We start from the raw sequence: 21,354 nt of genomic DNA on the forward strand, positions 1-21,354 counted from the left end.
CAATTGGAGAGGATGGAAAAGGAACAGTACCAAACAATGACTTACCAGATGGGAAAGTACCAGGGGTAGCTAAGATAACAGAACCAGGTAAACCAACAGTAGAGGTACCAGTGGTAACAACACCAGCGAAACTTACTCCAACAGTTGAGTTAGAACAAGATCCTAAGACTGGAGATGTAACAGTAACACCTAAGAAACCAGATGGATCAACATATCCACCGGGAACTAAGGTAGAAATTCCAGGTAAGAATGGAAACACAATCACTGTAACAATTGGAGAAGATGGTAAAGGAACAGTACCAAATAGTGACTTACCAGATGTAAAAGTACCAGGAGTAGCTAGAATAACAGAACCAGGCAAACCAACAGTAGAGGTACCAGTGGTAACAACCCCAGCGAAGATTAGAGCATCTGAAAAAGGTGAACTACAATCACAAAAATTATCAGACAACAAAGAAAATCCAACAGTTAATAAATCTACAAAACGATTAGCAAATACTGGTGAATCTGAAACAAATACAGGTTTAGCAGGATTAGGATTAGCTATGTTAGGAAGTCTGCTAGCGGTTGCCAAAAAACGTAGAGAAGATAAAGAATAATTTTTAGATAAATTGACGAAAAATAGTTTTGAGAATATTTCAAAGCGATAGTCTAAAGAAAGTCCAAGGTATGAAAATTTTTATACCTTGGATTTTAATTGGTTATTAATCAATTTTCCAGAACAAAGAACAATATAATTACTTATTGTGTTCATTTTTTCAATTTAAGTTTAATTTTATTTATAGTCTAAAGTTCATATAAGGTATATCGGATATAATATAAACATAACAAAACTTAATAATATTTTTTTTCATAATATATGGGACTGATTATTTTATCAGTCCCTTTCTCCATTTTTTGGATACTTATATACTGGTTGATATAGTTTATGAGAAAGATTAATTCATAAAATTTATTTATACGAGTTATATATGGGTAATTTTTTGTTCAGGTAATATAGTATAGTAAAACTGAGTGGAGGTGAATATTATGAATTCAGAAATTTTATTAGAAGTATTTCCGTTAATATTCTGTATTTTTTACTTGATGGTATTTGGAATATCTAGAGAAATGATAAAGAGAGAGAACGTACTTTTAGTAAAGTTATCAGATGAAGAGATAGAGCAGATTGGTATTAAGAATAGCAACTCGAGAATATTCTGGATGTAAGATCTAGGAGCGCTAATTGTGTGTTGTATTTATCTGATTATTTCTATAGTAAATAAAGGATTATTGATAGGTTTCTTTGGAGAAACAATAAATAAAGTAATAAATTCTATTATTATTGTTATTATATTATTACCATATTTATTGGAACGTATTAATGTTATTCGTCGCTAAAATAAGATAAAATAAAGAATAGTGAATAAATAGTCCTCTGTGATTTTAGATGGAAATTTAATAAAAATTTAAGACAATTGGTAAAATATTTACTGATTGTCTATTTTTGTGAAAACTAAATTATTGACAATCGTAGACTGTAAGAGTAAAATTACCATATTAGAATTTTAAAAATTACTAATAAGTTTTTTAATAAGATAATAGTCAAAAGATTTTACTGATTTAGATTAACTTCTTTGTTTATATGAATAAAAATAAATGAAGTATAAAACTATATTAGAGGAAATGAAATAAATGTAAACGAAAAAAACAATTAAATCTTGTGATTTAGAGTCTGTTTATAATTATATGGATACTAATTATGGCTATAAGATAGGGAGTGATTATAAGTGAATAGTCTATTGAAAAACTCAAGTATGTTTTCTAGAAAAAAAGATGAAAACAACTCATTATATGAGTACTATGCTAGAAAAAATGGTTTGCAAGGCAAATCATTATTAATACTAACCTGTCTTTATTATACAAGGGATGGGATAACTCAAAATATTATTCGTGAGAAAACATATTCTACTAAACAAGTAGTTAGCGCAGCTATAAAGACTTTTAAGAAAAAAGGATATATTTATTTTGAGGAGAAAGAAAAAGATAGGCGAGAAAAAATAGTTAAATTAACAGAAGAAGGTTACTTTTATGCATCAAAAATTTTGGATCCTCTTAGAGAGGCTGAAGAAAAAGCACTAGGTAAACTTTCAAGTGAACAATAAGAATTATTTATCGAATATTATACGATATTTAACGATAATATGAAGTTGAATATTGAAAAACTTGTTTCGAAAGGAGAATTTTAAAAATGATTAAATATAACAATGTTTCATTATGTTGTTCCACAAATGGTTTAATACTTGACGGATTAAATTTTGAAATACAAGAAGGAGAATTTTTTGTTCTTGTAGGACCAAGTGGAAGTGGAAAGACAACAACTTTAAAATTAATAAATAGGTTGATAGAACAAACAGACGGTGATATTTATTTTGAAGACAAGAGACTAAAAGACTATGATATAAGGGAATTAAGATTAAAAACTGGATATGTACTTCAACAAATCGCACTATTTCCGAATCTTACAGTTGCAGAAAATATAGCATTAATTCCAGAAATGAAAAACTTTGATAAAAAAGAAATCAAAGAAAAAACAGAGGATTTATTAACAAAAGTAGGATTAGATCCTAAGCATTATATGAATCGTCTTCCTAAAGAACTTTCTGGAGGAGAGAAACAGCGTGTAGGAATACTACGTGCAATTATCGCTAATCCTAAAATTTTACTGATGGATGAACCATTTTCAGCACTAGATCCGCTTAGTAAAGTTCAATTACAGGATTTAATTAAAACTTTGCACAATGAATATAAAATGACAACAGTTTTTGTAACTCACGATATGGATGAAGCGATGAAACTTGCTGATAGAATTTGTGTTTTAAAAGAAGGTAAAATAGTTCAAATTGCTACACCAGAAGTATTAAAAGAAAACCCTGCGGATGACTTTGTTCGCGAATTTTTTGCAAGGGGGAATAAATAATGAATTTAGTAAGTACATTTTTAGAAAGAAAAAGTGATTGGATAACTGGTTTATATGAACATCTTCAAATTTCATTATTATCACTTATTATTGCAGTTTTTATAGCAGTTCCATTAGGAATAATTATCTCAGGTAATAGGAAGACAAGTGAATGGTTTTTACAAATTACGGGTATTTTCCAAACTATTCCTTCTCTTGCATTACTTGGGTTATTCATTCCATTTATGGGGATTGGTACATTGCCAGCAGTCGTAGCATTGGTGATTTATGCAATATTCCCAATATTACAAAGTACGATTACTGGATTATCGGAGATTGATCCATCGTTAGAAGAAGCAGCAACAGCCTTTGGTATGACAAAACTAGAGAAGTTGAAAAAATTTAAACTTGCACTCGCTATGCCAATACTTATGAGTGGTGTGAGAACGGCGAGTATTATGATAATTGGTACAGCAACGCTTGCTGCTTTAATAGGAGCAGGAGGATTAGGTTCATTTATTTTACTAGGAATAGATAGAAATAATTCAGCATTAATTCTAATCGGGGCAATTTCCTCAGCAGTCTTAGCTATCATTTTTGGATTATTAATTAAGTTCTTACAAGATAAAAAACCAAAAACTATTTTGGTATCATTACTTGCGGCTGTAGTAGCTTTAACAATCAGCTTCTTCCCAATTGGAAAAATGTCTAATGATAAACTAATAATAGCTGGTAAAATAGGAGCAGAACCTGAGATATTAATAAATATGTATAAACTTTTAATAGAAGATGAGACAAATATTGATGTTGAGGTTAAACCTAATTTTGGTAAAACAAGCTTCTTATATGAGGCGTTAAAAGGTAAAAGTATTGATATTTATCCAGAATTTACAGGTACAGTTACTACAACATTATTAAAAACACCTCAGACTGTTGCTTCTAATGATCCTGACGAGGTTTATGAAGTTGCTAAAAATAAAATTTTTGAACAAGATAATCTTGTGTACCTAAAACCTACAAAATTCCAGGATACTTATGCTTTAGCTGTAACAGAAGATTTTGCAAATAAAAATAAATTAAATAATATTTCAGATATAAAATTAGTAGAAAATTCTTCAAAAGTTGGATTCTCATTAGAATTCAATGATAGAGAAGATGGTGGTATAGGACTTAAAAATCTTTATCACTTGAATCTTAATGTTAAAACTATGGAAATAGCGTTAAAATATCAAGCTATTTCGAATGGTGATGTAAATATTATCGATGTATTCTCAACGGATAGTAAAATAATAACTAATAAGCTTAAATTATTAAATGATGATAGACGTTTATTCCCACCATATCAAGGGGCGCCGTTATTAAGAGAAGAGACATTGAAAAAACATCCTGAACTTGAAAAAATCTTAAACAAACTTGCTGGAAAAATAACAGAAAAAGAGATGACTGAAATGAACTACAAAGTAGATATTGAAGGTAAACCTGCTTATGATGTAGCAAAAGAATACCTACAAAAAGAAGGGTTAATTAAAAAATAACGTAGTATCTTAGTTGAAAATAAAAATTCTCAAGCTTTAATGCTTGGGAATTTTTTCTTTCTAACATTTCCTTTTTTATGTGATTTTTGATAAAATTAAGAGTAAGAGTTTTTTAGCAAGAAATGTAGAAAGTAGGTGTAAATTTGCAAATTACAAATATAACAAAGCTAAAAGTTAAGTATAAAATAGATTTGGAAAATGGTAAACATTTTTATGTTTCTGAAGATACGATAATTAAGTATGGACTTATAAAAAAAATAGATTTATCAAAAGAGCAACTAAAAGAAATCATAGCTCATGAAAGTGTAGAAAGTGCCTATAGCAAAGCAGTACATTATTTACAATTTGGTCTTAGAACTAAGCAGGATATAAGAGAATATCTTCAGAAGAAAGAGATTGCTAATAATGTTATTGATGAAGTAATTGAGAAGTTAATAGAAATTGGTTATTTGAATGATAATCACTATGTAGAAGCTGCTGTAACAGATTATTTTAATCTTAATTTAAAAGGTCCTTACTGGATACAAAGAAAACTATTAGAAAAAGGCTTAGATAAAGACGTTATTGAAGAAAATATTACGAAGATTTGTACTGAAGAAGCAATGATAGAAATGCTTTATAAAATTATTGAACGTGAATATAAGGTACGAAGAGAAACGAAAAATAAAAAAGTTCAAAAAATAACACAAAAACTTTATACAAATGGCTTTACATCTGATATAATAAGAAAGGTGTTTGACATATTTTTCGAAGACTATGAGGATGAAAATGAAGATGAAATATTGGATGAGCATTTTAGAAGAGCTTATCAAAGTTATAGTCGTAGATATGAAGGATATGCACTTAAACAAAAGCTGATTGAAAAGCTAATAAGGGATGGTTTTTCGTACTATACAGCTAAAGACTACGTAGAAAAACAAGATTTGTAAAGGAAGAATAAAATGGATAAAAGAAACGAAAGGCAAAAGAAAATAAGGAATTTTTCTATAATTGCACATATTGACCACGGGAAATCAACTCTTGCGGACAGGATTCTAGAGAAAACAAAAGCGTTAGAACAACGTGAAATGAAAGCACAACTTCTTGACTCAATGGATATTGAGCGTGAAAGAGGTATTACAATTAAACTTAATGCAGTTCAATTACAATATACTGCTAAAAATGGAGAAGAGTACATTTTCCACTTAATCGATACACCGGGACACGTAGACTTTACATATGAAGTATCACGTTCTCTAGCAGCGTGTGAAGGGGCTATTTTAGTAGTCGATGCTGCTCAAGGTATTGAAGCACAAACTTTAGCTAACGTATACTTAGCACTAGATAATAATTTAGAAATTATTCCAATTATTAACAAAATCGACTTACCTGCTGCAGATCCTGAGAAGGTTAAGACTGAGATTGAAGATGTAATTGGATTACCAACAGACGATATCGTACTAGCTTCTGCTAAGGCGGGTATTGGTATTGATGAAATCTTAGAACAAATCGTAGAATATATTCCAGCGCCGTCTGGAGATGCTGGTGAGCCGCTGCAAGCATTGATCTTTGACTCTTTATACGATGCGTATAGAGGAGTTATCGTTTCAGTACGTATTAAGAACGGTACTGTAAAAGCTGGAGATAAGATTAAGATGATGGCTACTGGTGGTGTGTTTGAGGTAACTGAGGTTGGTATTCATACACCTAAAGAAAAAATCGTTGATGAACTTACTGCAGGTGATGTAGGATTCATCTGTGCATCTATTAAAAATGTAAGTGAAACTCGTGTAGGGGATACAATCACATTAGCGAATAATCCAGCTAAAGAAGCATTACCGGGATATAGAAAATTAAATCCAATGGTATTCTGTGGATTATATCCAATCGATTCATCAAAATATAATGACTTACGTGAAGCATTAGAAAAATTAGAACTTAATGACTCTGCGTTACAATATGAAGCGGAAACTTCTCAAGCACTTGGATTTGGATTTAGATGTGGATTCTTAGGAATGTTACACATGGAAATCATTCAAGAGCGTATTGAGCGTGAATTTAACATTGATATCATCGCTACTGCACCATCGGTTATTTACAAAGTTGAAAAAACTGACGGAACTATGGTAGATGTTTCCAACCCATCAGAAATGCCAGATCCACAGAAAATCAATAAGATTACTGAGCCATTTGTTAAGGCGAGTATTATGGTACCAAATGACTATGTAGGTGCTGTTATGGATCTTTGTCAGAAGAAACGTGGTATCTTCTTAAATATGGAATATATCGATGATACAAGGGTTAATATTACTTATGATATTCCTTTATCAGAAATCGTTTTTGATTTCTTCGATCAACTTAAATCTAATACAAAAGGATATGCATCATTCGACTATGAATTAACAGGATATAAAGATAGTAACCTTGTTAAGATGGATATTCTATTAAATGGTGAACAAGTCGATGCTTTAAGCTTCATCGTTCACAGAGAATTTGCTTACCAACGTGGTAAAGTTATTGTAGAAAAACTTAAAAAACTTATTCCAAAACAACAATTCGAGATTCCTATCCAAGCTGCAATTGGAAATAAAATTATCTCTCGTGAAACTATTAAAGCGATGCGTAAAAACGTTCTTGCTAAATGTTACGGAGGGGATATCAGTAGGAAACGTAAGCTATTAGAGAAACAGAAAAAAGGTAAAGAGAGAATGAAAGCTGTAGGTAGCGTAGAGGTTCCTCAAGATGCCTTCATGGCTGTTCTGAAAATGGATGAAGAATAATGAAAAGTTATCCACGCGGAGTATATATTCATATTCCATTTTGTAAGTATATTTGTTCATACTGTGATTTCAATAAGTTTTATATACAAAGACAACCTGTCGACAAGTATATAGATTGCTTAATCAAAGAAATTGAGAGTATGGAAAATATTCAAAATGTTGAAACTATTTATATTGGTGGTGGAACACCAAGTGCATTAAGTGACGAACAACTTCATCGTTTACTAACTGCATTAAGAAATAAAATTCCACAACAACTGCGTGAATTTACTTTTGAAGCTAACCCTGAGGATCTTGTTGATTCTCGGGTTGCTTTGGTAAAGGGCTACGGAGTTGATAGAATTAGCATGGGGGTTCAGACTTTTAATAACGAGTTGTTAAAAATTCTTGGACGAGGTCATGTTGCGGATGATGTAGATATGGCGATTGCTAATTGTAAAAAACATGGGATTGAGGACATTAATGTAGATTTAATGTTTTCATTACCGAAGCAAACTATGGATGACTTATATGACAGTATGAAGAAGGTTGCAGAATACAATATTAGTCATATTTCATGTTATTCATTGATATTAGAGCAAAAAACAAAACTTTATAATCAGGTGAGAGATAAGAAAGTTACATTGCCTTCGAATGAGACAGAAGAGAAAATGTACAATGAGGTTATAAACTTCTTAACAGAAAATGGTTATGAACAGTATGAAATCAGTAATTTTGCTAGACCTGGGCATGAGAGTGTTCATAATAGTAGTTATTGGAAGAATATAGAGTACTATGGACTTGGAGCGGGGGCGCATGGTTATATTGATGGAGTGCGTTATGCTAATCAAGGAGCTTTAAAATTCTATATCGACAGTATGTTAGAAAAAGGACATGCAAGACGTGAAGAAAATACTGTAACACCTAAGGAAAGAATTGAAGAGGAAATGTTCTTAGGACTACGTCTTTTAGAAGGTGTAGATTTAGATATTTTTGAAGAAAAGTATGGTAAAAGAGCAGAAGAAATCTTCAAAGGTGTAATTGATAAAAACTTAAGAGAAGGGTACTTAGAGATCGAAGGTAATAAACTTCGTTTAACTAGAAAAGGATTATTCTATGGGAATGATGTGTTCTCTGAGTTTCTGTTAGATTAATATAGTTTTTGAGATAAGATGATGATTTTAAAGGGAGGAACTTGATCAATTTATGTGAAATTATTGAGTTTCTCCTATAATAAAAGAAAGGAGAACTATTATGGAGCGAACACATATAGAAAGATTACTTAACAATTTAAATGAAGAGTATGGTTTTAATTTAAAATTCAGTGAAAATTTTAAAAATTCATTTTCTCATTCTTCTTATACTAATGAGAAGAGAATTGCGAAGCATCTGAATTATGAGCGTTTGGAATTTTTAGGGGATGCTGTTGTTGAACTTACAACAAGTGAATTTTTATTTAAGAAATTTTCTGAGCTTCCTGAAGGGGAACTTACTAAGCTACGTGCATCTATTGTTTGTGAAAAAACATTGGTTAAATATGCATTGCAACTCAGCTTAGATAAATGTATCTACCTAGGGAAAGGTGAAGAAAAGATGGGCGGAAGAAGTCGAGCAGCTTTACTTGCTGATATTTTTGAATCTTTCACAGGTGCGATGTATTTAGAGTCAAATCTTGAAGTTGTAAAAACTTTCTTAAATAATACATTATTTACAGAAGTTCAAGATCTCGAATATCACAGTTTTGTAGACTATAAAACTATCTTGCAAGAGTATATTTCAAAAATTAAATTGGGTGAAATTGAGTATGTAGTACTAGATTCAAGTGGACCATCACATTCTAAAACTTTTACAAGTGCTGTTTTAATTGGTAGGAAACAATATGGAAGTGGAACAGCTACTACAAAAAAAGAGTCTGAACAGCTTTCAGCAAAACAAGCATTAGAAAAACTTGAATATAAAGATATTTAAAATTAATGAAAGGAAAAAGATATGAAATTAGCAAAGGTTGAAGTTACAGGTTTTAAATCTTTTCAGAAGAAGACAACATTTGAATTTAAAAATAATTTAATCGGTGTTGTTGGACCGAATGGTTCGGGAAAAAGTAATATAATTGATGCTATTCGTTGGGTTTTAGGGGAGCAATCAGCTAAAAATTTACGTGGTAGTAGCATGAAAGATGTTATCTTTTCGGGGACTGAAGATGCGAAAAGAAAAAACTTTGCTGAAGTAGCGGTAACATTTTCTAACGGAGAAGATAGTTGTGAAATTAAAAGACGTTTGTATAGAAATGGTGATAGTGAGTATTACATTGATAATAAACGTGCAAAATTAAAAGATATTACTGATATGTATCTAGACCTTGGTATTAATAAAGAGAGTTATAGTATTATTACTCAAGGTAAGGTAGAAGATATTATTTCATCTAAGCCTGTCGATCGCCGAGCAATTATAGAAGAGGCATCAGGTGTATTAAAGTATAAAAATAAGAAAAAAGAAACTAATCTAAAATTAGAAAAAACAAATGACAATTTAATGAGGTTAAATGATATTTTCTTAGAAATCTCAGGTCGTTATGAAATCTTAGAAGATCAAAAGAATAAAACACAAAAGTATCTTGATTATTCTAAAGAACTAGAAGAAAAAGATATTTTATTAAATGTTTATAATATTGCTGAATATCAAAAAAGACTTGCAGATTTACTACAAGTTAAACATGAGAAAGAATCTGAAAAACTTGGGCTTGAGAGTAGACAAGAAGAACTTATTAAAGATCTAGAGGCTATTAAAAATAGTTTAGTTTCTCTAGATAGAACTTATATGAAATATCATGATGAAGAGTTAGAGCTAGTTCAGAAAAAGGAATCTCTTCAATCACAATTAAGTGTAATTCAGGAAAGAAAAAATAATAGAACTCTGAGAAGTGAAAAAATTAATGATGATATTAAATATCTTTCGGAAAGAAAACAAAACCTTGAGAATAAGTTAGCAGAAAGAGAAAATCTAAACGCTGAAATTAAAAGTAAAATTCAAAAGATTAATAAAGAAATCTCTTCGTTAGAATCAGGTGAAGAGAGTAAATTAGAATTAATCGAAAGAAAAATAGAAGAATTAAAAGATAACTACTATAGCTTAATAAACGAAGAAACTAAACTAGAAAATAGTATAGAGTTTGCTAAGAAAAATCTAGAGAGTGCTGATGAAAACAGTAAAGAAATTCTAGATAATATAGAAAGACAAAAACAAGTTTTAGGTATAAAAACAGAAGAGCTTGTAGCTGCTACTGAAGAACAAAAAGTATTAAATGAACAGCTAGCTAACCTTCAAAAAGAACTTGATATATTAGTTGAAAAAAATATTTTAATTAATTCAAACGGGAAAAATATCGAAGAACAAATTCGTACAGGATATAACTTCAAAAGTAACCTGGAAAATCGTAAGAAGTTCTTAGAAGATCAGATTAATAATTTAAGTTTTTACAATATTGGAGTAAAAGAAATTCTTGCTAATAAGAATGCTCTAGCTGGTGTTCACAATAGTGTAGCGAATATTGTAGAATTTGATAACGAATATGCTGTTGCAATTGATATAGCTTTAGGACAAGCACAACAAAATATTATCGTAGAAAATGAGAATGTAGCGAAAGAGTGTATTAATCACTTAAAGAAAACTAATAAAGGTAGAGTTACATTTTTACCATTAAATAATATTAAAGCAAAAGCTATAGCGAGTGATGTTTATAGAACAGTTGTAAATGAAGAAGGATTTATAAATATTGCTGAGAATCTAATATCTGTTGATAGTAAGTATAAAAATATAATATCTCACCTATTAGGACTTGTTCTTATCGTTGATAATATGGATAATGCCAATAGAATAGCACGTAAGATTAATTTTAGAAATAGAATTATTACATTAGATGGGCAAATCATTAATAGTGGTGGATCTATCACTGGTGGTGCTATTAATAAAAATAATAATTCATCTATTAAACATAAGGCAGAATTAGATGAACTTTCACAAAACCTTGTTAAAATAAATGATAAGATCGAGAAATTAGTAAATGAGAAGAGTCTATTAGAGCGTCAACAACAAGAAGTGATGGACGAAATTTTAAATTATAAATCGGTAAAAGAAGAGGCGATTTTAAAACTTAAGCAATTAGAATTAAGTATAAATCATAAAAACTCTGAAATTTCTGATATTAAAGTGAATATAGAATTAAATGAGAAGAAACTACTGGAATTCAAAGATAACGAAGACAATTCAAGTAATATTGTCGAATTAACTCAAAGCCTTGAGAAAATTAGAAAAGAACTTCAAAAACTTGATGAGAAAATCAAAGAAGAAAGCAGTAAAAAACAAAATGCTCAAAGTGCAGAGGAATTATTCTTAGAGAAAATTGCTGAACTTAAGATTGAAAAATCAAAATTAGAAGAGACAACTAAATATGGTTTAGAGTTAATAGAATCACTATTAGCTGATATAACAGATATAAATGAGCAATTAACAAGATTAGAAATGTCTAAAGATGCTGAATCATTAAGTGAAGAAGATGAGCAAAAGATATTAGAAAATAACTCTAAAGTAATTGCTGAATGCGGCGAACGATTAACAACGCTTAAGACGTTATTATCAGATCTTGATATGGAAAAAACAGGGTTATTCAAACGCGAAAAAGAAATTACCGTAGCTCAACAAAGAAATAACGAAAGTCTACGTCAAAAAACTTCAGAATTTGAAAAATTAACTGTAGAACAGACGAAGATAGAAGTTAAGATTGATGAATATCTAGAGAACCTTGTTACTAACTATAATGTAACATATGAGAGTGTATCAAACAGATTAACTGCTGAAAATATTGAAGAAGTACCTTCGTATAAGGATGATGTAGTAAGACTTCGTAAAGAGATAGTGGACTTAGGTAATATCAACTTGAATGCTATTGCTGAGTTCGAAGAAATCAAAGAACGTTATGACTTCTATAATGAGCAAATTACCGATCTTGTAGAAGCGAAAGAAAAACTAGAAGAGACTATTGCAGAGATTGATAAAGAAGTAAAAGAACGCTTCTTAACGACATTTGTTCAAGTAGCAGAGAATTTTAATAAAATATTTAAAGAACTTTTCAAAGGTGGTTATGCGGATATGACATTAGAATCACCAAACGATATATTAAATACTGGAATAGTAATAGAAGCTTCACCTCCTGGTAAAAAACTTCAAAATCTTTCATTATTATCAGGTGGAGAGAAATCTTTAACTGCGATAAGTTTATTGTTTGCAATATTGCAAGTTAAAAATCCACCATTTGTAGTGCTAGATGAGGTAGAAGCGGCACTAGATGAAGAAAATGTTAATAGATTTGCTAAATTCTTAAAAGTTTATTCAGAGAATAATCAGTTCTTAGTTATTACGCATAGACGAGGAACTATGGAAGCTATGGATACTTTATACGGAGTAACAATGCAAGAAAAAGGTATTAGTTATATCTTAGAATTAGAGTTAAAAGATGTTATCGAGAACTTTGAAGAGGTAGTAGAGTAGTAGGTAAAATTTTATAATAAGTTAAAAGACACGGTTAAGTTTGATCTTAACTGTGTCTTTTTTAACTTAATTTGAATAAGATAAATTCTTAATAAATCCATACCAAACATAAATTACAATAATTATTGCCAGCAATTCACTTAGATGAATTAAAATATTTAGAATAGAAAATTCAGCTAGTTGATAATAAACCCCAGTTTTCTGAAATGATATCGCGCAAATCACTAATGGGAATGTAAAAGCAGAAAAGCTAGGGTAGAATTTTCTTTTTAGCAGATATGGTAATTGAAATAAGACAAATATAAACAATAATATTGTAAGTGGTATTAGTATTGCTAGTATTATGTTACTTTTTTGAGTTACTCCAATCATATAACTAGCTAGTAAGAGTCCACCAGGTGCTGAGAATACAGTAATAGTAGGGTAATCTCCATCTTTATAATGTTTATATTTATAGACTCTATAAAGAACAAAAGGTAATAATAATAAATAGTTAATATAAGAAAAGTAGAAGTAAATTAATCCTAGCATTTCTAAGTTGTAATTTATTGCTGTTACTGTCACAACAGCTGGCCCAACAAAGGTAATAAACCAAGTTGGATAGATTTTACTTATATGTCTTTCTTTTATTATAAAATTATAAATTGCATAGCAAACAACACAAAAATCTAGAAAGATTCCAATTATCCATACTGGCATACTCAATAGTCCAATATATTTTTTTGAAAATGAAGCAAGTAGCATAATACTCATAGGGTATGTTGCCATTACTGTCGCTACAACCGGATTTTCCATTTCTTTTTTTAATTTGTCAAATCCCAACACAAACTTAATAGTTAAAAGTACAATTATTATCAAAGATAATAGATTAAATAATAACTGTAGGGAAGATGAATATGGTTGTAATAAATTTCCTAATGCAGCAGAACCTAATGCTAAACCTGCAATTGGTGTAGGTAAATTTTTAATTATATTCATAAATAACTCCTAATTTTTATTCTACTTTTATTGTATAAGATTTCTTGTAATAATTCAATAATTTTTCTGTTGACATTTCATACAAAATAATTTACAATAAGAAACAAGTGTTACCTATTAATGGAGGTTTGAATATGGCACCAAAATTTAAATTTACTAAAGAAGAGGTCTTGACTGTAACTATAGATTTTATAAGAGAAAATGGAATAGAAGCATTAACTGCAAGAGAGTTAGCTAAAAAATTGGAGTCATCTACTAAAGTAATATTTAGTTTGTTCTCTAATATGAAAAATTTAGAAGATGAAGCAAAGTTTGTTGCAGAAAATATTTTTTCAGAAAAAGTCAATTTAGCTTTAAAAGATGATAGTCCGTTTAAACGATTAGGAGTAGAGTATATATTATTTTCAAAAAATGAACCTAAATTATTTCAGTGGTTATTTATGAAAAAAGGTATAGAAGTAGGAAGTTTTAAAGATTTTCTTCCAATGAGAGACTATGAATATAGATCAGTAATTGAGTCTATAGATGAAGAGTATAAAATTTCAATAGAAAATGCAAAAAAATTTTATGAGCACTTATTTATATATAGTCACGGTATTGCAACATTAACAGTTACGGGAATATATAATTTTACATCGACTGAAATTATTGAGTACATGGCAGAAATAGCTAAAAGTTTAATAGTACAATATTTAAAGGAGATTGATTAAATGATTACAGCAAAAAATATTAAGAAAAAATATAATGATCAAGAAGTTTTAAGGGGAATAGATTTAAAAATTGATAAAAATGAATTTGTTGTTATACTTGGGGCTTCAGGTTCAGGGAAATCTACATTATTAAATATTTTATCTGGTTTAGAAAAGTCAGATTCAGGAGAAGTTGTATATGATAATGAGTCTATAAGTGATTACTCAGAAAAACAATTAACAAAGTTTCGTAAAGATAAAATAGGATTTGTTTTCCAACAATATTATTTATTAAATAATTTAACAGTAGAACAAAATGTTAAAGTAGGAGCTAATTTAGCAAATAATAAAGAATATGTTGATATTATAAAGGAATTAGGTTTAGAAGATAAATTAAGTAAATATCCAAATGAGTTATCTGGAGGAGAGCAACAGCGTGTTTCAATTGCGAGAGCATTAGCTAAGAAGCCAACTGTACTATTTTTAGATGAACCAACAGGAGCTTTAGATGAGGTGACTGGAAGAAAAATATTAGAGTACTTATTAAAACTAAAAGATAAATCAAACTTTACAATGATAATGGTAACTCATAATGAGAATATTGCTGAACTTTCAAATAAGATAATTCATGTAGGTAGTGGTAGAGTAACTTCTATTGAAGAAAACCGTACACCTAAATCTGTAAAAGAAATAGGGTGGTAATAATATGCTAGTACAGTTAAAAGATTTAAGAAAAGCAATTGCAGTAGTGATAGTAAGTTTTTGTGCGATATTTATAACTACACTTTTTTCTAACTTATATTTAGATTTGAAAGGCCTAGATATTACGGGATTTAATATAATGCAGAAAAAGTTCTATGATGCTCAGCTTATTGTTTCCAAATTTGTAATAATTATAACAGGAACTGTCTTATCAATAAGTGCAGCCGTAATGTTAATATTTTATATAAAACAATTTATTGATGATTCTAAACATAAAATTGGAATATTAAAAGCTCAAGGTTACAGTAATAACTTTATAGCATCTAAGTTTTCTATTTTTGGATTTTTGGTATTTTTAGGTTCATTATTAGGGTATAGTAGTTCACATTTATTTATGCCGAAATTTTATGAGAGTAGAAATACAGATAATATATTATCTGAACTTACAATGAATTTTCATCCTAAACTTTTATTAATAATGGTTATATTACCATCACTATTGTTTTTAGTAATATCAATCGTGTATGTACTGTTTAATTTAAATGTACCAACGATTAACTTGCTTAAACAAATAAATTCAACAAATAAAAAAATTAGAAAAAGAAGATTTAGACAATATAAAAACTTTTTTAAAGAATTAAGAGCAACAGTATTATTTAGTAATAAAACCCTATTATTCTTTGTTATTTTTGCTGCATTATCATTTTCTTCAATGATTCAAATGGCATTTGGTATGAGAGATTTTGTTGATGGAACAATAAGAATTATGATGATGATAATAGGTGTGATATTATCGCTATCAATATTATTAATTTCATTAGAAGTGATTGCTAGTAGTAATATAAAAAATATATCTATTTTAAATATTATGGGCTTTTCAAAAAGTGAATGTTCAAAAATAGTATTATCAGGTTATAGAGTGGTAGCATATATAGGTTTTGCTGTAGGAACAGTTTATCAGTATTTTTTAATAAGAGTATTACTAAAAGTTTTATCTAAAAAATTAGATAGCGAAACAACATATAACTTTGATTTAATTTCAGTAATTGGTAGTTTTATAGTATTTGTATTAATATATGAAATCTTTATTTTATACTATAGTAATAAGATAAAAGGTTTAAATGTTAAAAAAATTATGATGGAATAAAAATAACAACTCCTTGTATATTTATACAGGGAGTTGTTTTAGGAGTAATTATTTAGCTAAACCTTCAGAAATTTTATCTAAGTTCCATTTCATCATGCTGTAGTAGCTATCTCCATTTTGTCCTGGTTCAGCGATTGAATCAGTGAAGATTTTTTCATAAATTGGAATATTAGTATCTTTTGATACAGTTTGCATTGGACGTTCATCAACACTACTTTCTACGAATAGTGAAGGTACTTTAGTTTTACGTAATTTTTCAACTAGAGTTTTGATTTGATCTGGAGTTCCTTCTTCTTCAGTATTGATTTCCCAAATGTAAGCTGAAGGTACGTTATATGCTTTAGAGAAATATTTAAAAGCTCCTTCACTAGTTACTATCATTTTTTTCTCTGCTGGAATATTGTTAAATTTATCTTTAGATTCTTTATCTAATTTAGATAGTTTTTCTAAATATGTTTTTAGATTTGCTTCATAGAAATCTTTATTTTTAGGATCTTTAGCTTCTAATTGTTTAGCAATATTTTTAGCGTATATCATACCATTTTCAAGGTTTAACCAAGCATGTGGATCTTCTTTACCTTTTTCATGTTGACCTTCAAGGTAAATTACATCAACACCTTCACTAACAGCATAGTAATCTTTATTTTCTTCTTTTTTAGCGTTTTGAACTAATTTTGTAAACCAAGCATTACCACCAGTTTCCAGGTTTATACCGTTGTATAAGATAAGGTTTGCCTCAGATGTTTTCTTAACATCATCAGGAAGCGGTTCATATTCGTGTGGATCTTGACCAACTGGAACGATACTGTGTAAATCAATTTTATCACCGGCGATATTTTTTGTAATATCGGCGATAATAGAGTTAGTTGCTACTACTTTTAGTTTAGTAGCTTCGTTAGAACTAGAACCTTGCTTAGCGCTAGAACAAGCAAATAGTCCAACAGCTAGTGTGAAAATAAGCGCTAGAAAACTTAATTTTTTAAAACCTAATTTTTTCATATTATAGGCCTCCTTTATTTATTTTATAATTTTATTCAAAAATAAAATAGATTTACATAACTAATAATAATCATTATCAATTAAAACTTTCATAATAACACCTCTAAATAAACTTGTTTTGGAAGTATCTTATATATTAATAAGTTTATTTAAAGGGATTATTATATTTAATATATGGTATTCTATTTTATTCGTGAATATTATTATCTAAGTTAATTATTTTTTATGTTTAACAAAGCGTTGTTTTGGAGCAATAAAGAAACTTATTGCGAAAACTACGGCTAGTGTTAAAACTATACTAGATCCTGCAGCTATATTGAATGAATAACCTATAAACAATCCTAATACAGAACAACTTGCTCCGATTGTAGATGATAAAAATATCATAGTTTTTAGGCTGTTTGCATAGAGATATGCAGTTGCTGCTGGGGTAATCAACATTGCTACAATTAAAATAGTACCAACACTTTGCATTGCAGTAACAGACACTAGAGTTAATAGTATCATTAGTAAGTAATGATAGAAATTAACTTTCATCCCCATTGCTTTTGCTAATAGTTCATCAAATGAAGTCAAGAGTAATTCCTTGAAAAATAGTTTAATAACTAAAAGAACAAAAACTCCAACTCCTATAGTAATATACATATCTATATCTTGTACTGCTAGAATATTACCAAACAAGATATGGAAAAGGTCAGTAGAACTTTTCGCTACACTAATTAAGATAACCCCTAGAGCTAAGAATGAACTAAATGTTATTCCTATAGCTGTGTCACTTTTAATTATAGAATTACCTTTAATGAATGTTATGATTATTGATGCTAATAGACCAAATACAATTGCACCAATAAAGAAATCTATACCCAATATAAAAGATAGTGCCACACCAGGAAGAACTGCATGAGAGATTGCGTCTCCCATTAATGACATTCCTCTTAGAACAATAAAACATCCAACAGCTCCAGCTACGATTCCAATAACAATAGCAGTGATTAAAGCATTTTGTAAAAAATGAAAACTATATAATCCGTCGATAAAATCTTTAATCATTTGTACCACCTCCCATAAAGAATAAGTCAGTACCATATGCTTTTGTTAAATTTTCTCTAGTGAAAGTTTTTTCAGTTTCACCGTATGCAATGACTTCTTTATTTAGTAACAATACATTATCAAAATAAGAATGAACTTTTCTTAAGTCGTGATGAACAATTAATATTGTATGACCTTTTTCTCGAAGGTCTCTTAATGTATTCATTATTATTTCTTCACTAACTGAATCGATACCCACAAATGGTTCGTCTAGAAAGATATATTTTGCTTCTTGAACAAGACAACGAGCAATTAGTACACGTTGAAATTGTCCACCAGAGAGTTCACTAATTTGTCGATTAGAAAATTGTTCTAAGCCGACAATTTTTAAAGCCTCGTCAACTTTTTGCCAATCAGATTTTTTTAATTTTTTTAGTATTCCAATCTTAGAATATAAGCCAAGAGAAACGCATTCTCTAACTTTTATTGGAAAGTTATAATCTATATTGATTTTTTGTTCAACATAAGCGACATTGTCAAGATTTTCTTTCGAAACTTTATCATCAATTGTTGTCTTACCTATTGAAGGTATTATATGTAGAACGGCTTTTATTAAGGTAGATTTACCAGCACCGTTAGGCCCTATGATACCTGTAATACCAGGTCCTGTAATTTCTAAATTAATATTAGAAAGGGCAGGTGCTTGGTTATAAGTTACAGTTAAATTTTCTATCTTTATCATACTTGTCCCTTCTCTTCATATTTTATTGTATACATTAAAGTTTACCTTAGGAAAGAAAATAAGTCAAGTAAATTTTGTTGTATTCAGAAAAAAAACATGTATACAGCTAAATATATACAGAAAAATAATAATTATTTAGTTTAAAAGTGAAAGTTTTTCAGAAAATAAAAAAACCTACCTTACAAAAAATATTGTAAGGTAGAAATAAGGGAGTAAATATGAAAAGTCTTTATTATAAGCTAGGGAGACTTATAATAAAAGAACATATGAAGTAATATATTAATTACTTCACTTATAAGTATAACAGAAGTATATACAAAAAACAAGAGGAAAATAAAATTTTTTTTGAAATATTGAAAAAAATTTTTGGTAAAATATTAATGAAACTCGATTTATATAAAAAGATTAAAAATTTGATAATAATGTACTAATGAGTTTGTAGTTTAACTACAAATAATACTATTATTACAGTAAAAAATAATCAAATTTCCATTTACTGTAAAGATGTAAATATCTTGTGTAGATGTATATATTTTAAAGATGCTAATTACTCAAAAAAAAAAATTAATGTAATATTAAGTATATAATTATAGAAAAAGTAAACAGAAATATGAAAAAATGTTTATAAAATAAGTTTAATATAAAAACATCAATACTTGGCTATAAATTTATCTTTATGATGTAATTATTTATACAATTGTATACCTTAAGAATACAGAAAATAAAAAGAAGTTAGTTTTTAAATTCTAACTTCTTTACATTTTTATTTTACTTCAAATTTTTCACGAACAATTTTAGCTACTTGTTCGCAGTATTTATCAGTTAGCTCATCGCTACTTGCTTCCACCATTACTCGAATTAGGTTTTCTGTTCCAGATGCACGTAACAAAATACGCCCATTACCCTCTAATTCTTTTTCTACTTTTTCACATTCAGATAAAATTTCTGAGTCTTCCATAGCAGTTTTCTTATCAATCACTTTAATATTTACTAATTTTTGTGGATAGATACTAACTTCTGAAGCTAATTCTTCTAAAGATTTTCCAGATGTTTTAATAATGTTAGCAAGTTTAACAGCTGTAAGAATTCCATCACCAGTTGTAGCGTAGTTCATAAGAACTATATGTCCTGATTGCTCACCTCCAAGTGAGTAATCATTTTTTCTCATTTCTTCAACTACATAGCGATCTCCCACTGCAGTTTTAACAGATTGTAATCCATTTTCTTCTATAGCTTTATAGAAACCGATATTACTCATTACTGTAGAAACAACCATATTATCTTTTAGTTCACCTTGTTCTTTAAGGTGTTTTGCAAGAATAAACATGATTTTATCGCCATCTACAATATTACCGTTAGCATCAACTGCTAAAACTCTGTCGCCATCTCCATCAAAGGCAAATCCTACATCAACGTTATTTTCTTTTACGAATTCAGAAATTGTCTCAATTTTTGTAGAACCCACGTTATCGTTAATATTGACACCGTTTGGTTGGCAACCAATAGTTTCTATATCTGCTTCTAAATCTCCAAAAATGAACGGTGCAACACCAGTTGTTGCTCCATTGGCACAATCTAATGCTATCTTAATATCAGATAAGTCTCCAGTGATAGATTGTTTAATGTGTTGAATATATTTTTGAGTTAATTCATTACCACCATAAACTTTTCCAATTTTTTCAAAACTAGCGTTTTTAATTTTTTCAGAATTATCAATTAATGACTCGATTTCTAATTCTTGCTCATCTGTAAGTTTGAATCCATCAGGGCCAAAAATTTTAATTCCATTATCTTGATAAGGATTGTGTGAAGCAGAAATCATAATTCCACTATCTGTTTCAATAGTTTTTGTTAAATAAGCAATTGCAGGAGTAGGTATAGTCCCAACTGTCATTACATTGACACCTGTACTAGTAAGACCTGCAGTTAGTGCGTGTTCAATCATGTCACATGAAATTCTAGTATCTCTACCAATTACTACTTTTGGATGTTCTTTTTCTTCAGTAAGTAATTTACCTAGAGCTTTACCTACTTTAAAACTCAAATCGGCTGTTAGTGATTCTCCTGCGATACCACGAATACCGTCAGTTCCAAAATATTTTCTCATAAAAAAATGACTCCTTGTTTTATAATCTATATGAATATTACTATATAAAACGAAATAAGTCAAGGTTTAGGAGATATTAGAAGTATATGAAAGCATTATATTGCTTAATTGTCCATTTATTTTATCTTTAATAGATAATATTCAATGATGTATTAGTTTTAGTATAAAAAAAGAGGAACGATTTTCGATAATCATTCCTCAGACTA

At 29.2% G+C, this 21,354-nt stretch carries 18 protein-coding genes; 13 read left to right on the forward strand and 5 right to left on the reverse strand.

Annotated elements, in window-relative coordinates; genetic code table 11:
* The first annotated feature begins 2 nt into the window (after positions 1-2).
* The 10 genes from GEMHA0001_RS09140 (at position 3) to smc (ending at position 12,755) form a co-directional block, all read left to right on the forward strand.
* Positions 3-599 (forward strand): LPXTG cell wall anchor domain-containing protein, encoded by a 597-nt coding sequence (locus tag GEMHA0001_RS09140; protein ID WP_282677698.1) that lies wholly within the window; start codon positions 3-5, stop codon positions 597-599.
* Between the two features lie 430 nt (positions 600-1,029).
* Positions 1,030-1,209 (forward strand): hypothetical protein, encoded by a 180-nt coding sequence (locus tag GEMHA0001_RS02265; RefSeq protein ID WP_004263921.1) that lies wholly within the window; start codon positions 1,030-1,032, stop codon positions 1,207-1,209.
* A gap of 587 nt (positions 1,210-1,796) precedes the next feature.
* Positions 1,797-2,144, forward strand: a complete 348-nt coding sequence (locus GEMHA0001_RS02270) for a MarR family winged helix-turn-helix transcriptional regulator (RefSeq protein WP_126512549.1) — start codon at positions 1,797-1,799, stop codon at positions 2,142-2,144.
* Between the two features lie 86 nt (positions 2,145-2,230).
* On the forward strand, positions 2,231-2,959 hold the full coding sequence (locus GEMHA0001_RS02275) for an ABC transporter ATP-binding protein (protein ID WP_004263820.1): 729 nt from the start codon (positions 2,231-2,233) through the stop codon (positions 2,957-2,959).
* The gene (locus GEMHA0001_RS02280) at positions 2,959-4,473 is read left to right on the forward strand and encodes an ABC transporter permease/substrate-binding protein (protein WP_004263910.1); all 1,515 of its coding nucleotides are present in this window, start codon (positions 2,959-2,961) and stop codon (positions 4,471-4,473) included. Before GEMHA0001_RS02275 ends, GEMHA0001_RS02280 begins: the two co-directional genes overlap by 1 nt.
* A gap of 143 nt (positions 4,474-4,616) precedes the next feature.
* Positions 4,617-5,402: a RecX family transcriptional regulator gene (locus tag GEMHA0001_RS02285; protein ID WP_004264072.1), complete on the forward strand. Its 786-nt coding sequence runs from the start codon at positions 4,617-4,619 to the stop codon at positions 5,400-5,402.
* 12 nt (positions 5,403-5,414) lie between these two features.
* Positions 5,415-7,232, forward strand: coding sequence for a translation elongation factor 4 (lepA, locus tag GEMHA0001_RS02290; protein ID WP_004263825.1), 1,818 nt, complete (start codon positions 5,415-5,417; stop codon positions 7,230-7,232).
* On the forward strand, positions 7,232-8,365 hold the full coding sequence (gene hemW / locus GEMHA0001_RS02295) for a radical SAM family heme chaperone HemW (protein ID WP_004263862.1): 1,134 nt from the start codon (positions 7,232-7,234) through the stop codon (positions 8,363-8,365). Before lepA ends, hemW begins: the two co-directional genes overlap by 1 nt.
* Before the next feature lie 100 nt (positions 8,366-8,465).
* Positions 8,466-9,179, forward strand: coding sequence for a ribonuclease III (rnc, locus tag GEMHA0001_RS02300; protein WP_004263716.1), 714 nt, complete (start codon positions 8,466-8,468; stop codon positions 9,177-9,179).
* Between the two features lie 21 nt (positions 9,180-9,200).
* Entirely contained in the window at positions 9,201-12,755 is a 3,555-nt protein-coding gene (gene smc, locus GEMHA0001_RS02305) for a chromosome segregation protein SMC (protein WP_004264118.1), read from the forward strand.
* A 66-nt stretch (positions 12,756-12,821) separates the two neighbouring features.
* On the opposite strand, the gene GEMHA0001_RS02310 is transcribed toward smc, so the two are convergent.
* Positions 12,822-13,733, reverse strand: a complete 912-nt coding sequence (locus GEMHA0001_RS02310) for a TDT family transporter (protein ID WP_004263840.1) — start codon at positions 13,731-13,733, stop codon at positions 12,822-12,824.
* Between the two features lie 134 nt (positions 13,734-13,867).
* Between GEMHA0001_RS02310 and GEMHA0001_RS02315 the strand changes: the two genes are divergently transcribed.
* From GEMHA0001_RS02315 to GEMHA0001_RS02325, 3 genes are read left to right on the forward strand one after another with little or no spacing between them, the layout of a single operon-like run.
* Entirely contained in the window at positions 13,868-14,443 is a 576-nt protein-coding gene (locus tag GEMHA0001_RS02315) for a TetR/AcrR family transcriptional regulator (protein ID WP_004263979.1), read from the forward strand.
* Positions 14,444-15,124 carry an ABC transporter ATP-binding protein gene (locus tag GEMHA0001_RS02320; RefSeq protein WP_004263797.1) on the forward strand — a complete coding sequence of 227 codons (681 nt, stop codon included), beginning with the start codon at positions 14,444-14,446 and terminating at the stop codon, positions 15,122-15,124.
* Between the two features lie 4 nt (positions 15,125-15,128).
* A complete protein-coding gene (locus GEMHA0001_RS02325) occupies positions 15,129-16,271 on the forward strand; it encodes an FtsX-like permease family protein (RefSeq protein WP_004263886.1) in 1,143 nt (380 codons plus the stop codon).
* 48 nt (positions 16,272-16,319) lie between these two features.
* Here the strand turns inward: GEMHA0001_RS02325 and GEMHA0001_RS02330 are convergent, their stop codons facing one another.
* From GEMHA0001_RS02330 to glmM, 4 genes are all read right to left on the reverse strand, one after another.
* Complete coding sequence (locus tag GEMHA0001_RS02330; protein ID WP_004264132.1) at positions 16,320-17,270, reverse strand: metal ABC transporter substrate-binding protein; 951 nt, start codon at positions 17,268-17,270, stop codon at positions 16,320-16,322.
* 216 nt (positions 17,271-17,486) lie between these two features.
* Positions 17,487-18,320, reverse strand: coding sequence for a metal ABC transporter permease (locus GEMHA0001_RS02335; RefSeq protein ID WP_004263777.1), 834 nt, complete (start codon positions 18,318-18,320; stop codon positions 17,487-17,489).
* Positions 18,313-19,041: a metal ABC transporter ATP-binding protein gene (locus tag GEMHA0001_RS02340; RefSeq protein ID WP_004263985.1), complete on the reverse strand. Its 729-nt coding sequence runs from the start codon at positions 19,039-19,041 to the stop codon at positions 18,313-18,315. The genes GEMHA0001_RS02335 and GEMHA0001_RS02340 overlap by 8 nt, the downstream gene beginning before the upstream one ends.
* A 763-nt stretch (positions 19,042-19,804) precedes the next feature.
* A complete protein-coding gene (gene glmM / locus GEMHA0001_RS02345) occupies positions 19,805-21,148 on the reverse strand; it encodes a phosphoglucosamine mutase (protein WP_004264154.1) in 1,344 nt (447 codons plus the stop codon).
* Positions 21,149-21,354: the final 206 nt, after the last annotated feature.

This window comes from Gemella haemolysans ATCC 10379 (assembly GCF_000173915.1).
Taxonomy (GTDB): domain Bacteria; phylum Bacillota; class Bacilli; order Staphylococcales; family Gemellaceae; genus Gemella; species Gemella haemolysans.

Bases quoted from the DNA above. Each gene is read 5' to 3' on its own strand.
- hemW (WP_004263862.1), top strand. From the start codon at position 7,232: ATGAAAAGTTATCCACGCGGAGTATATATTCATATTCCATTTTGTAAG.
- GEMHA0001_RS02340 (WP_004263985.1), bottom strand. From the start codon at position 19,041: ATGATAAAGATAGAAAATTTAACTGTAACTTATAACCAAGCACCTGCC.
- GEMHA0001_RS02335 (WP_004263777.1), bottom strand. From the start codon at position 18,320: ATGATTAAAGATTTTATCGACGGATTATATAGTTTTCATTTTTTACAA.
- lepA (WP_004263825.1), top strand. From the start codon at position 5,415: ATGGATAAAAGAAACGAAAGGCAAAAGAAAATAAGGAATTTTTCTATA.
- GEMHA0001_RS02325 (WP_004263886.1), top strand. From the start codon at position 15,129: ATGCTAGTACAGTTAAAAGATTTAAGAAAAGCAATTGCAGTAGTGATA.
- GEMHA0001_RS02330 (WP_004264132.1), bottom strand. From the start codon at position 17,270: ATGAAAAAATTAGGTTTTAAAAAATTAAGTTTTCTAGCGCTTATTTTC.
- glmM (WP_004264154.1), bottom strand. From the start codon at position 21,148: ATGAGAAAATATTTTGGAACTGACGGTATTCGTGGTATCGCAGGAGAA.
- smc (WP_004264118.1), top strand. From the start codon at position 9,201: ATGAAATTAGCAAAGGTTGAAGTTACAGGTTTTAAATCTTTTCAGAAG.
- GEMHA0001_RS02265 (WP_004263921.1), top strand. From the start codon at position 1,030: ATGAATTCAGAAATTTTATTAGAAGTATTTCCGTTAATATTCTGTATT.
- GEMHA0001_RS02270 (WP_126512549.1), top strand. From the start codon at position 1,797: ATGTTTTCTAGAAAAAAAGATGAAAACAACTCATTATATGAGTACTAT.
- rnc (WP_004263716.1), top strand. From the start codon at position 8,466: ATGGAGCGAACACATATAGAAAGATTACTTAACAATTTAAATGAAGAG.
- GEMHA0001_RS02280 (WP_004263910.1), top strand. From the start codon at position 2,959: ATGAATTTAGTAAGTACATTTTTAGAAAGAAAAAGTGATTGGATAACT.
- GEMHA0001_RS02310 (WP_004263840.1), bottom strand. From the start codon at position 13,733: ATGAATATAATTAAAAATTTACCTACACCAATTGCAGGTTTAGCATTA.
- GEMHA0001_RS02315 (WP_004263979.1), top strand. From the start codon at position 13,868: ATGGCACCAAAATTTAAATTTACTAAAGAAGAGGTCTTGACTGTAACT.
- GEMHA0001_RS02320 (WP_004263797.1), top strand. From the start codon at position 14,444: ATGATTACAGCAAAAAATATTAAGAAAAAATATAATGATCAAGAAGTT.
- GEMHA0001_RS02275 (WP_004263820.1), top strand. From the start codon at position 2,231: ATGATTAAATATAACAATGTTTCATTATGTTGTTCCACAAATGGTTTA.